Here is a 12,536-nt window from a genome sequence, read left to right on the forward strand (position 1 = left end):
TCTGTCCGTGGGCAGTAAACATATATTAATGTGATAAATCAAAGGAGATAAATTTCATGCAGCTTTTAAAAGACAGAATTCTGACAGACGGCGTAGTAAAAGAAGGAAATATTTTAAAAGTGGACAGCTTTCTGAATCATCAGATGGATATTGACCTGATCAACGAGGTCGGCAAAGAATTCAAGAAACGTTTTGACCACTGTCCAATCACCAAGATCCTTACCATCGAAGCTTCCGGTATCGGTATTGCCTGTATTGCGGCACAGTATTTCCATGTACCGGTTGTATTTGCCAAGAAAGCACAGAGTGTGAACCTTGACGGCGAGATGTACACCACCAAGGTAGAGTCTTTCACCCACAAGAAAGTTTACGATGTGATCCTTTCCAAGAAATTTCTCGGACCTGAAGATCACGTACTCCTGATCGATGATTTTCTTGCCAATGGCTGTGCACTTCTCGGTCTGATCGACATCGTTAAGAAATCCGGCGCAACTCTTGAAGGAGCCGGAATCGTTATCGAAAAAGGCTTCCAGTCCGGCGGACAGACCATCCGTGACATGGGTATCCACCTGGAATCCCTTGCTATCATTGACTCCATTGCTGATGGCAAACTTACTTTCCGTGAATAAGATTTATCATAAAAAATACTCCTGAAAACTTATATACATTGTTTCCAGGAGTATTTTTATTTTTATCACAGCCGGATCATGATGTCATTTCTGATCTATGCAGCTGCATCCTTTTCTGGCTTCTCTGAAGGTGTCGGAGTTACTGTTTCCTCCGGTGTCGGTGTTCCGGAAATTTCCGTCTCTTCCTTTTCCGATGAAGCCGATGCAGCTTCCGTTGTATTTTCATCTATATCCGGTTCTTCCGTCACCGTAGCTTCCGGTGTCACTGTCGGCGTTGGTGTAGCAGTTGCCTCCGGCATGATTTCATTCTCTTCATAATATCCGTCATCCACAAGCATCTGATAATTATCTGCATCGATCAGCTGGATATCACTGGTCACAGTTCCCACGATCTTGGTCCCGTTATCATACTGCTCATAATCGGAGATCTCCGGTTTCTCCCCTTTCAGAATAGCATCCACCATCGTTACACAGTCATTTGCCAGTACACGGTTATCAAACAGCAGATCATCCTCAATCTTTCCCTGGATCACAGCTGTCACTGCTTCTGCCTCACAGCCGCCTCCTGTGATCATAGGCCAGCCATCCTCTCCAGACACATATCCAGCATCCTCCAGAGCATCCACAGCCCCAAGTGCAAGGTCATCGGCACCTGTGCAGATAATATCCGGCGCACCCTCTGTATAATTCTGAGAAAGGATCTCCGCCATATCATTCTTTGCGGTATTTCTTCCGGAACGCATCACTGCAGTATCATCAAAGGTCAGCTTTCCTGAAGTACATACCAGTGTTCCATCGTCGAAATATTCCTGAAGCTTCTCCATCACTCCATTATAAAAGAACAGTGCGTCACGATCATCCGGAGAGCCCATAAGAAACTCAATGGTCAGAGTTTTCTTTTCTTCCCGTGCTTTCTCCAGATCCATTTTTTTTATGATGGAATCTCCCACCATTTTTCCGGCTTTTCTTGTATTAAAGGCAACATAATAGTTGACCTTATCTGTATCCATGATCAGCTGATCGTACGAAATCACGGGAATGGATTTCTCGTACACCTGCTCCAGCACATCGTTCAGGCTGTAAGCATCTGCAGGTGCGATGACAAGTGCAGAAAGCTCTTCATCGTCCAGAATGGACTGGATCTGGGATACCTGCGTATCACTGTCTTCATCTGCCCAAAATATCTCTGCATCATATCCATCATCTTCCAGTGTATTCTGAAGAGTTTCTCCATCAGCAGACCAACGAGGATCATCTGCTGATGAAGGCAGAAACACACCTACTTTCTTATCTGCTGCCGCAGTTTCCTTTGCTTCTTCTTTTTCTTCTTTCTCTGCATCATCGCTGTTTTTGGCCTTTCCTTCCGGGTCTTCAGACTCCACACTTTCATTGGCTGCCTCTGTCGCCTCTTTGTTTTTTCCACAGCCGGAAAAGGCTGCTGTAAAGACAAAAGCTCCCACAAGCAGGATTGCTGTTTTTTTCTTCATGATCAAATCTCTCCTATAAGCCTTTATAGTCCTTTGCCAGTGATTTCAGATAGTCTCTGTAGGCGGCTGCAGATTTCTTGGGTTTCAGGATACGTACACTGCCGCCCATCCCAGTCAGCCATCCGTAGAATTTTCCATTTTCCGGAAGTTCTGCAGTTACCGTCAGATCTCCGCTATCTTTCATTTTATATTCTGCAGCTGTGCCGAAAAAGTCTCTCACCTCCACCTGTACAGCTCCGGCACAGAGAAGTTTTATTTCTTTTTTTATGGTTCCGACTGAAGCCTCAAGAAGCTTCCGGTACCCTGTCACAGATGTCTCATGAATATCTTTAGTTTCACGAATATCCTTAGCTTCAGCAGTCAGCCCGGGTTCTTCAGACAGCTGTTCCTCTCCGGCACTCTCACCGGCAAGATAATAACCACCCGGCCGTTCTCTTGTATAACGGATATCCATTCCAAAAGAACGTAATACCTCCACATCATCATAAATGCTCTTTCGCTCTGCATGGATTCCCTGTTTCTCAAGATTCTCAAGGATCTTCTGCATAGATATTACCCGATGCTCCCCTGTTTCCCGCAGCATTTTTTCAAGGTACAGGATCTTCGCCTTCTGATTGTTTGATTTTGCCATACTGCCCTCTTATCCTTCGTTTTTTACAAAGCGGTGGAAAATATAGGAGTTTGCCTCCTGTTCCTCGCTGTCGTCCAGTTTCTCAAGTTCGATCTTTTTACCGTATTTCTTTTCCAGTGCACGGCTGATCAGAAGATCTGCAAGCTGCGGATTCTTGGGAAGAAGTGGTCCGTGAAGATACGTACCGATCACATTTTTGTATACAACCCCTTCCTCTCCGGATTGTCCGTCATTTCCGTATCCTGACAGAACCTTCCCCAGGGATTTGTTGTTTCCGATGGTGGTACGCCCTCCATGATTTTCAAAGCCTACGATAGGCATATCAAAAAGATCGCTCTGCATCACAATGTTTCCAATAAGGCGGCCTTTTCCCTGCTCAGTGCTCATATCTACAAGCTTCAGCCCCTCGATCATTCCCTGATCAGTTTTATAATAATTTCCAAGGAGCTGATACCCTCCACAGATTGCGATCACAACTCCATTATCTTCCACATACGCCTTGAAATCCTTCTGGATTTCCTTCAGCTTTTCACATACCAGCATCTGTTCTCTGTCGGAGCCACCGCCAAGAAGTACGATATCCAGTTTGGAAAAATCAATTCTGTCATCCAGTTCATAGGCTATGGTTTCTGCCTCGATTCCTCTCCAGAGACAGCGCTTCATCAGACACTGGATATTTCCTCTGTCACCGTAAAGGTTCAGAAGATCCGGATATAAATGTCCTATCGTTATCTTCATTTCTCACCCTCCAGTTTCTTCAGGATATTTCTGGTGCCAAACAGCGCCGTATAATTAACAAGTACATAAAGATTGCCGCATCCATCCCCGATTCGTTTGCGGATGGCTGTCTCCACATCATTTTCCAGCATGGACGGGATATCCACATATTTCAGACGGAGGCGCATATCCTGACACCGGATACCACTGACTGTGATGGAATTGATATTGTCCCCTCCGAAAAGATCAAAATCCACATCCCAGAGCCAGGAGATATCTTTTCCATCCTGTGCATTATCATTGATCACAATGATGATATCCTTTGGTGATCCGTCCTGCATCACAGCTGAAATGTTCTGGTTAAAACCGGCCGGATTCTTAGCAAGATTCAGAACAACACCGGTGCCCTTGATCCGAAACTGTTCATTGCGTCCGTTCTCCGGGTTAAACTTCCGGAGCATCTCATTAAAATGCTCCGCCTTAAAGCCTGCGGTACGAATTCCCGCATAGGCAGCCAGAATATTATACACATTATAGAATCCCTTATAATTGGCCACGATCCGTTTATCCTCCACTGTAAAAGCGATCTGATCATCCACCTTCACATCTGTGGCATCAAAGTCGATCTCCGGACGTTTAAAGCCGCATTTCGGACATCTGTAGTCACCCAGCTGACTGTAATGATAGAAGCTGTAGATCAGTCTTTCTCCACAGCACTTACAGAACCGGCCCTCACGGATCTCGTTTGTTTTGTTCTCGATCACCGGTTTGCTGATCCCGTAGGTTACAAAAGGATTTCCGCAGTCCATGGCAAGATATGCAGACAGTGCATCGTCGCCATTGACAATGACCTTCATATCCGGAACCTTTTTCATCATTTCTTCCAGGATGTTCATAGTGATATCGATCTCGCCATAACGGTCCAGCTGATCACGGAACAGATTGGTCATAACCATATAATCCGGTTTGATTCTTGTGAACACATGTCTTGTGGATGCCTCATCCACCTCTATACAGGCATAATCCGCATCCAGTTTTCCGCTGAATTTGGCCCCCAATACAAAGGCTGCCACAACTCCGTTCAGCATATTTGAACCGGTATGATTGCAGATGACCTTTTTTCCCTCTGCCTCAAGGCCTGCGCACAGCATGTTATTGGTTGTGGTCTTTCCGTTGGTTCCGCATACTACAAATATTTTTTCTCTTACCTGAGAAGAAAGCTCTTCCAGGATATCCGGACAGATCTTCATCGCGACCTTACCGGCCCAGGTCACACCCTGCCGGCCCATAAGCTTACAGACATGTCCTGTGATCTTTGCTGCCATCACAGCAATAGTTGTTCTTATTTTCATAATCTTCTGATTCCTTTGTTTTTATTTCTCTTACCACAGATCTTCCGCTGTCAGGAAATCGGTACAGATTCCTTCTGCGCCCTGTGAAATATACCTTCTGGCCTGGTCACGGTCATTGACCGTATAAACATATAGACTGATTCCATTTTTTTCGAAGATCTTCTCCGTTTCTTCTGACCAGTACTCCCAGTATACTGTTGCTGCCGGAATTCCCTTTTCTTTACAGAAGGATGCAATATGCTCCAGTTCTTCCACAGAATACTCCTGCCACAGTGAATATACATAGGAAGGAAAGGAATAGATCATGGCCGTCCCGGGAAACATTACTTCATTGTAGATTTCCGGAATGATCTGATCCAGCGTCTCACCGGCACCTGCATTCCTGGCGATTTCCACATAATCACTGTAATCCTCCAGCGTTCTCTGATAATTGCGAAGAGAATACTGTTTGGAATCGATCAGCACATATGCATCCGGATAATCTTTCAGAAGAAGAAAAAAATCCTCCAGTGTCATGGGGGTGTATTTCCCATATATTTTACTTTGTCTGAATTCCTTTTCTGTAAGGACTTTTTTTCCGTTGCCATCCCACTGTCCCATGGAATCGTTCCAGTTATGCCTGCAGACCCATACTCCATCTGATGTCCTGGAAAGATCCAATTCAAAAAGACGTACTCCCTGTTCATACATGAACAGAAATCCCTCTCTGGAATTCAGGTAATCCTTTCCGTCCATACCTCCCAGAGCATGTGCAATGGTCCTGCGGTCCTTCCAGCTAAATCTTCCTGATGTATTCCGGGCAGCTTCTGTTTCCGGAAAACTTCCTCCCAGAAGAAAAAGCGATACAAACAGTATTTCCAATGTCAGTATAAAACGTCGCATCATCTCAGGCAACAAAAAAATGCACAAGACGTAAAGGAAAACAGTTCCTCTCTGCTTTCCTTTTTATCTTCTGCAAATTTATCATATCCGGGAAACTGTCCCAAATCATTCCTATATTGTTTCTGTCCGGTAATACCAAAAGTCCCACCGACCATGTTTATCATCCTTTCGCATACGTGTAGTCGTATTTCGTACATTACCGATTGTACGCTAAAAAAGGATAATAATCAAGTTAATCCTCTTCTTCCTCGTCATATTCCTGCTGAAGTCTCAGATATTCATCATATTTCTCGTGCGCATTCCGGTTATAGGATCGAGAGATCGGTATTACATGCTCGCCAATATGAAAGCTGTCATTTTCAGCTCCTGTGACCCGTTCCATATTTACTATAAAACTCTGATGACACCGCAAAAATGTACTGTCATCAAGCTGTTTTTCAAAATCTTTCAACTTACCTCGGCACTGAAGTATGCTTCCGTCTGTCTTATGGAAATTCACGATATGAAGACTGCTGGTAATATAACTCACCTGACTGTACCGCACCGTATACACACGGGCGCGATACTGAAAATGGATCACCCGATCATCATTTCCGTTGCAAAGTAGCTTCTTCAGTGGTTTCATTACATATTCCAAAGTTTCTTCGGTTACAGGTTTCAGTAAATAGTTATATGCAAACAGGTCAAAAGCCTCTCTGTAATATTCATCGCTTCTGCTCATAAAAAGCACTGCCATTGACATTTCTTTTTCCCGTATCTTCCGTATTGTTTCCAGTCCGTCTACTTTCTTTGAATCAATGTTCACAAAGATTGCATCATAAGGTTTCCTTTTCTTTTCCAATTCTTCCAGTAAAAGCTCGCCGCTTTTAAATATCCGAATTTCTGACCCTGGAACGATCCGCTCAAGCTGTTTGTGAAGTCTTCTTGCATCCACCTGCATGTCGTCACAAATGGCAATGGTCATCATCGTCATATATATGTATCCCCTTTTACTCCATCATTGTTACCTTTTGTTCTATATATTATACCATGATTTGTTATTCAAATTATGGTATCTTCATGTAATTTATGGTCGAAAATCCACCATTTATGCATTTTTTCAAACTTTTTGGAATATAAAAAAAGGACATTTGCATTTCTGCAAATGTCCTTTAAATCGGTCAGAAGTAAATTATACAAGCTCGATAAGAACTTCCATAGCTGCATCGCCCTTACGCTGTCCGATCTTAACGATTCTTGTGTAACCACCGTTACGATCTGCGTATTTCGGAGCGATCTCGCTGAACATCTTGTCAACCATGTCAACTTCTTTTGTGTTTTTCTTTCTGCCAGCGCCCTTAGCAGGAACATCTGTTACAGGATAGAAAACTTTCATCATCTCACGACGTGCATGAAGTCTGGAAGAAGCATCTTTCTTGATCTCTTTCTGAACTTCGTCGTAAACTGTTTTCTTCTTACCGTCTACAACTTCTTTTACACGTTTTCCGTCAGCATCTTTACGAGCAACCTTAGCTGTTACTGTAACTGTTTCGAAATTGTCTTTCTCACGTACAGCCATAGCAATAAGTCCCTCAGCGATCTTACGGATTTCTTTAGCCTTAGCTTCTGTTGTCACGATCTTTCCGTGATAAAGCAGGTTTGTAACCTGATTTCTGAGAAGTGCTTTTCTCTGGTTAGATGTTCTGCTTAATTTTCTATATTTTGCCATTTTATTATCCTCCATCTGTGGGACACCAGGACATGCTTGTTCGGTCTTACTGCCCTGCTGCTGACACCCCACTCATTACTCTGTTTCCGGATTATTCCTCGGTAGGCTGGAGCTGAAGTCCCAGCTCTTTGAGTTTTGCAAGTACTTCCTCTAAGGATTTGCGGCCCAGATTACGAACCTTCATCATATCGTCAGAAGTCTTGTTGCATAATTCTTCAACCGTATTGATACCGGCTCTCTTAAGGCAGTTGTAGGAACGAACAGAGAGCTCAAGCTCATCAATGCTCATCTCCAGAACCTTTTCCTTCTCATTGTCTTCTTTCTCGATCATAACCTCTGCGGTCTTAGCATTCTCGGAAAGATCAATGAACAGACTTAAATGCTCGCTGAGAACCTTCGCTGCAAGGCTGACTGCCTCATCCGGATCAAGTGTTCCATTGGTATATACATCCAGTGTAAGCTTGTCGAAGTCAGTTACCTGACCAACTCGTGTATTCTCTACGATCATGTTGACTCTGTCTACCGGTGTGTAGATCGCATCCACTGCGATCATACCGATCGGCATGTCATCGGTTTTGCCTTTGTCTGCACTGATATAGCCACGTCCCTTGGTAATGGTAAGCTCCATGGCCAGTCTGCAGTCTTTTCCACCGTTCAGGGTTGCGATCACCTGATCCGGGTTCATGATCTCAATATCCTGATCTGCCTGGATATCAGCTGCTGTAACAACACCTTTTCCCTCGCACTCAATGTATGCGGTCTTCGGCTCATTGTCACTGCTGTGATTCTTGATGGCAAGAGATTTCAGATTCATGATGATCTCGGTCACATCTTCCTTCACGCCCGGAATAGAGCTGAATTCATGAAGTACACCATCGATCTTCACCTGGCTTACTGCAGCTCCCGGAAGGGAGGACAGCATAATTCTTCTTAAAGAATTGCCAAGGGTAGTACCATAACCTCTTTCCAGAGGCTCTACAACGAATCTTCCAAACTTCTTATCTTCGGATATTTCGGTAATTTCGATTTTTGGTTTATTGAAATCAAACACTATAAGGTTCCCTCCTTCTGGGTTAATCAACATTCGAGGGTATTACCAATTTTTATAACTGTAGACACAGTAAACAGTTATTAATTATTTAGAATACAGCTCGACGATAAGCATCTCGTTTACAGGAACATCGATCTGCTCTCTTGTAGGAAGCTCTTTAACTACACCCTTCAGGTTCTCCTGATCAACGTCGATCCACTCCGGAACAAGTCTTCCGCCAGTGATCTCAAGGATTCCTTTATATCTCTCAGAACCTTTGCTCTTCTCTCTGATCTCAATTGTGTCTCCTGCTTTGCACAGGTAAGACGGAATATTTACAGATTTTCCGTTAACAAGTACGTGCTTGTGATCTACGATCTGACGAGCCTCTCTTCTTGTTCTGGCAAATCCCATACGGAAAACGATGTTGTCAAGTCTGCTCTCAAGCATAACCATAAGGTTCTCACCTGTCTGGCCCTGCATTCTGTCAGCTTTCTTGTAGTAATTACGGAAAGGTTTCTCAAGAACTCCGTAGATGAATTTTGCTTTCTGTTTCTCTTTTAACTGAAGACCATACTCAGACACCTTGCGGTTTGCACGTTTTAACTGTCTTGTGGACTTCTTATCAATTCCTAAGTAAATCGGATCCAGGCCAAGGGATCTGCATCTTTTCAGAACAGGTACTCTATTTACTGCCATTTCAACTACCTCCTAATTAGACTCTTCTGCGTTTTGGTGGACGGCATCCGTTGTGAGGAACCGGAGTTACGTCACGAATGCTGGTTACTTCAAGTCCGCATGCCTGAAGCGCACGGATTGCAGCTTCACGGCCTGAGCCCGGGCCTTTTACCATAACGTCTACTGTTTTTAATCCATGAATTAAAGCAGCCTTTGTTGCAGTCTCTGCTGCCATCTGTGCTGCATAAGGGGTAGATTTCCTTGAACCTTTAAATCCAAGACCACCGGCACTTGCCCATGAAAGAGCGTTTCCTTCGTTATCTGTCAGTGTGACGATTGTATTGTTGAAGGAAGACTGAATGTGTGCCTGTCCGTGTTCAACGTTTTTCTTGACACGACGTTTTGTCGTTTTCTTTGTAACTTTTGCCATTTTAAAACTAACCTACACTTTCCTTTTATTGAAATTAATTAGTTATATCTATAAATTATTTCTTCTTGTTTGCAACAGTTCTCTTCGGTCCCTTGCGAGTTCTCGCATTTGTCTTAGTCTTCTGACCACGAACCGGGAGTCCTTTACGATGACGGATACCTCTGTAGCATCCAATCTCCTGCAGTCTCTTGATGTTAAGGGCGATTTCCCTTCTCAGATCACCTTCTACTGTCATTGTCTCATCAATAACAGCGCTCAGTCTCTTAACCTCATCATCAGTCAGATCTCTGACACGTGTGTCAGGATTAACCTCTGCTTTAGCAAGAATTTTGTCTGCGCTTGGTCTACCAATTCCATAAATGTAGGTAAGACCGATTTCAATACGTTTCTCTCTTGGTAAGTCTACACCAGCTATACGAGCCATGTACTGTTTCCTCCATTTTCTGTTTCTGAAAGTTCCGCATATCGTATGTCACTTGCTCTCGCAAGGTGAAATGGGACATATCGACCTGCCGCTTTCTTTTCTAGTTTCCTAATTGGGGTGCCTCGGTAAAACACCCAGCTGTAATTGGCGAATCACAGCCTTTCCGAAATTGCGGATCTTAACCGCTGTTGCCTCTCGGTATTAGGCAATACATGCTTATTATCTGTTCAGCAGAACAACCCTACCGGGTGTTTCATACTGCAGCCGCACGTTTCACAAACATTCCAAAGAAGTTCCGATATGGAAATCAACCCTGACGCTGTTTGTGCTTCGGGTTCTCACAGATGATTCTGATGGATCCCTTTCTCTTAATGACCTTGCACTTCTCGCAGATCGGCTTTACAGATGATCTTACTTTCACTGGAAATCCTCCTTCCGTAAATTAGTCTCATATCTGCAGTTTCACAGGCGCACTCATACACAGTATTTGCGCGCTTGAAATATATACTAACACCTGTTTTCCTGAAATGCAAGAAAAAATTTAAAAAATTTTTGATTTTTTTTACAGGCTGTATTATAATGGGTGGCAAAGTCCGGCAGACATATGGAATCTGCCTATTTTAATGAAAGGAATCTTTACATATGCATACGGAAATGAAGTATCGTTTTCTGATACATTACACCTTATCTTTTATCGGTGGATACCTGGGGCTTTATGCCATTGTGTCAAGAGCTGATCTTTTTGGCAATGCCCAGACAGCCAACCTTCTTGGTGTTGTTCGTGATCTCATAGGCAGGAATTTTTCGGATATGCTGCTGCGTGTAGGCGCACTTCTTATATATATGACTGCCGTGATCCTTACAGTCTGGATCCCGGAGCATTTTTCCACAGATCTTCGTTTTATCAGTATCGGGATCGATATCTTTGCGATCCTGCTCCTGGGATTCTTTCCTTCCGGAATGTCTCCGGTTGTTGCTCTTTATCCGGTGTTCTTTGCAATGCCTTTCCAGTGGTGCACCTTCAAGGCTCCCGGCGGATATAACAGCTCAACGATCTTTTCTACCAACAATCTCCGTCAGTTCACCACAGCTGTCACACAGTTCCTTATGAAAAAGGACAGCGCACAGTGCGATAAAGCAAAATTCTACGGAATGACGCTGCTTTCTTTCCATACAGGTGCAGCTCTGTCTCTGATCCTGTATATGACCTGCGGTCTCTCAGGCGTATGGCTCTGTCTGGTTCCTGCCTTCTATGCTGTATGGCTGGTCAGTGCAGACCGGAATACTGCTGATACACCGGCAGTTACCCGAAGCAGCGCTTCTGCCTGCAGCAGCTTCAGGAATCTTTCTTATAAGAAAAAAGAGGCCTGACTTTATTTTAGCTTTGATAAAAGAAGGGGAAATGTGATCTGTTTTTACACTGTCGCATTTCCTTTTTTGTTTACGCGCAGCTTACAGCTTATATGCGTTCGAAATCCAGTATCATAGTTTTGAATAGCCGCAAATTGATTTCATCTATATTTCTCATACTGTCTTCATAACATATCAATATGTTTTGTAACTTGTTTAAACATTTTACGGTATTTACATTGCGCTTGCCGGGAAAATCTTTTATAATTATTTCAGAAATCATGAATCCCTCTATATATTTTTGACCGAACATGAATGGAGAATTAAAATGCCCAGAAGTATTTACGAAGATATCTATAAAGATCTGAAAATGAAAATAGAGGACAACACCTTTGCCTATCAGGAACTTCTGCCTTCCGAAAACACTCTGATCCAAACCTATGGCTGTTCCCGCAATACCCTGCGCCGTGCGGTCCGTCTTCTTGTCAGTGACGGCTATGTACAGACCATGCAGGGAAAAGGTGTCCGCAATATCTACCGTCCAAACGAGCAGACTGCTTTCACCATCGGAGAGATCGAAACCTTCAAGGAATCTGCGGCAAGGAACGGTCAGAATGCCCATACAGAGGTGGCTCTCTTTACAGAACTTTGTATCAGCAAAAAGCAGTCTGCTTACACAGGATTTCCCGTTGGTGCAGAAGTATATTATATTCAGCGTATCCATTATCTTGAAGATATCCCACTGATCATCAACCATAATTATTTTCTGAAGGAATCCGTTCCCGGCCTTACTGCCGAGATCGCCAGCCATTCTATCTATGAATACCTGGAGCAGGAGCTTCATATGACCATTATCAACAGCAAACGGGTCATGACTGTGGAAAAGGTTACGGAAATTGATGAAAAATATCTCCATCTGAATGTAAAGGATTATAACTGCGTGGCTGTGGTGTCCAGCCAGACTTATAACAGTGATGGCGTGATGTTTGAGTATACCCAGTCACGACACAGACCGGATCACTTTCGATTTTATGATAATGCCCTGCGCCGATGAGCCCAGCTCATAACTGCTTCGCAGCTATACGGTTATAAACCGGCAACAAATGTGTCTCACAAATATCTGCCTGGATCTGTATAGATACCTGAATCTGTATAGATGCTGCAGTTTCCTATTTCCCGGAATTATGTTATACTGAAACGAGCAAATGGAGAGAGGAT

General features: G+C 43.7%; 15 protein-coding genes. 3 read left to right on the plus strand and 12 right to left on the minus strand.

What is annotated here, in order from left to right; all coding sequences use genetic code 11:
* Positions 1-56 precede the first annotated feature (56 nt).
* Entirely contained in the window at positions 57-629 is a 573-nt protein-coding gene (locus DWX61_RS05325) for a xanthine phosphoribosyltransferase (RefSeq protein WP_015526955.1), read from the plus strand.
* A 95-nt stretch (positions 630-724) separates the two neighbouring features.
* Here the strand turns inward: DWX61_RS05325 and DWX61_RS05330 are convergent, their stop codons facing one another.
* The 12 genes from DWX61_RS05330 to rpmJ form a co-directional block, all read right to left on the minus strand.
* Positions 725-2,116: a substrate-binding domain-containing protein gene (locus tag DWX61_RS05330; RefSeq protein WP_118624173.1), complete on the minus strand. Its 1,392-nt coding sequence runs from the start codon at positions 2,114-2,116 to the stop codon at positions 725-727.
* A gap of 13 nt (positions 2,117-2,129) precedes the next feature.
* The gene (locus tag DWX61_RS05335; protein WP_118624175.1) at positions 2,130-2,747 is read right to left on the minus strand and encodes a WCX domain-containing protein; all 618 of its coding nucleotides are present in this window, start codon (positions 2,745-2,747) and stop codon (positions 2,130-2,132) included.
* 9 nt (positions 2,748-2,756) lie between these two features.
* The gene (locus tag DWX61_RS05340; protein WP_118624177.1) at positions 2,757-3,485 is read right to left on the minus strand and encodes a type 1 glutamine amidotransferase; all 729 of its coding nucleotides are present in this window, start codon (positions 3,483-3,485) and stop codon (positions 2,757-2,759) included.
* Positions 3,482-4,816: a MurT ligase domain-containing protein gene (locus DWX61_RS05345; RefSeq protein WP_118513021.1), complete on the minus strand. Its 1,335-nt coding sequence runs from the start codon at positions 4,814-4,816 to the stop codon at positions 3,482-3,484. The genes DWX61_RS05340 and DWX61_RS05345 overlap by 4 nt, the downstream gene beginning before the upstream one ends.
* Positions 4,817-4,846: 30 nt before the next feature.
* On the minus strand, positions 4,847-5,551 hold the full coding sequence (locus DWX61_RS05350; protein WP_286188052.1) for a phosphatidylinositol-specific phospholipase C/glycerophosphodiester phosphodiesterase family protein: 705 nt from the start codon (positions 5,549-5,551) through the stop codon (positions 4,847-4,849).
* A gap of 379 nt (positions 5,552-5,930) precedes the next feature.
* Positions 5,931-6,671 carry a LytR/AlgR family response regulator transcription factor gene (locus tag DWX61_RS05355; RefSeq protein WP_118624179.1) on the minus strand — a complete coding sequence of 247 codons (741 nt, stop codon included), beginning with the start codon at positions 6,669-6,671 and terminating at the stop codon, positions 5,931-5,933.
* Between the two features lie 198 nt (positions 6,672-6,869).
* On the minus strand, positions 6,870-7,406 hold the full coding sequence (gene rplQ / locus DWX61_RS05360) for a 50S ribosomal protein L17 (protein ID WP_118513018.1): 537 nt from the start codon (positions 7,404-7,406) through the stop codon (positions 6,870-6,872).
* Positions 7,407-7,497: 91 nt separating this feature from the next.
* Complete coding sequence (locus DWX61_RS05365) at positions 7,498-8,457, minus strand: DNA-directed RNA polymerase subunit alpha (RefSeq protein ID WP_118513017.1); 960 nt, start codon at positions 8,455-8,457, stop codon at positions 7,498-7,500.
* A gap of 84 nt (positions 8,458-8,541) precedes the next feature.
* Positions 8,542-9,135, minus strand: coding sequence for a 30S ribosomal protein S4 (gene rpsD, locus DWX61_RS05370; protein ID WP_118513016.1), 594 nt, complete (start codon positions 9,133-9,135; stop codon positions 8,542-8,544).
* Positions 9,136-9,151: 16 nt separating this feature from the next.
* Positions 9,152-9,544 (minus strand): 30S ribosomal protein S11, encoded by a 393-nt coding sequence (gene rpsK / locus DWX61_RS05375; protein WP_015526942.1) that lies wholly within the window; start codon positions 9,542-9,544, stop codon positions 9,152-9,154.
* A gap of 55 nt (positions 9,545-9,599) precedes the next feature.
* Positions 9,600-9,968, minus strand: a complete 369-nt coding sequence (rpsM, locus tag DWX61_RS05380; RefSeq protein ID WP_008707282.1) for a 30S ribosomal protein S13 — start codon at positions 9,966-9,968, stop codon at positions 9,600-9,602.
* Between the two features lie 307 nt (positions 9,969-10,275).
* Positions 10,276-10,389 carry a 50S ribosomal protein L36 gene (rpmJ, locus tag DWX61_RS05385; RefSeq protein ID WP_003022746.1) on the minus strand — a complete coding sequence of 38 codons (114 nt, stop codon included), beginning with the start codon at positions 10,387-10,389 and terminating at the stop codon, positions 10,276-10,278.
* 221 nt (positions 10,390-10,610) lie between these two features.
* Here rpmJ and DWX61_RS05390 point away from each other — a divergent pair, with 221 nt between their 5' ends.
* Both DWX61_RS05390 and DWX61_RS05395 read left to right on the plus strand, forming a co-directional pair.
* Positions 10,611-11,339 (plus strand): YoaK family protein, encoded by a 729-nt coding sequence (locus DWX61_RS05390; RefSeq protein ID WP_118624181.1) that lies wholly within the window; start codon positions 10,611-10,613, stop codon positions 11,337-11,339.
* A 307-nt stretch (positions 11,340-11,646) separates the two neighbouring features.
* The gene (locus DWX61_RS05395) at positions 11,647-12,372 is read left to right on the plus strand and encodes a UTRA domain-containing protein (RefSeq protein WP_118624183.1); all 726 of its coding nucleotides are present in this window, start codon (positions 11,647-11,649) and stop codon (positions 12,370-12,372) included.
* The last annotated feature ends 164 nt before the right edge of the window (positions 12,373-12,536 follow it).

This window comes from Ruminococcus sp. AF20-12LB (assembly GCF_003478985.1).
Taxonomy (GTDB): Bacteria; Bacillota; Clostridia; order Lachnospirales; family Lachnospiraceae; genus Blautia_A.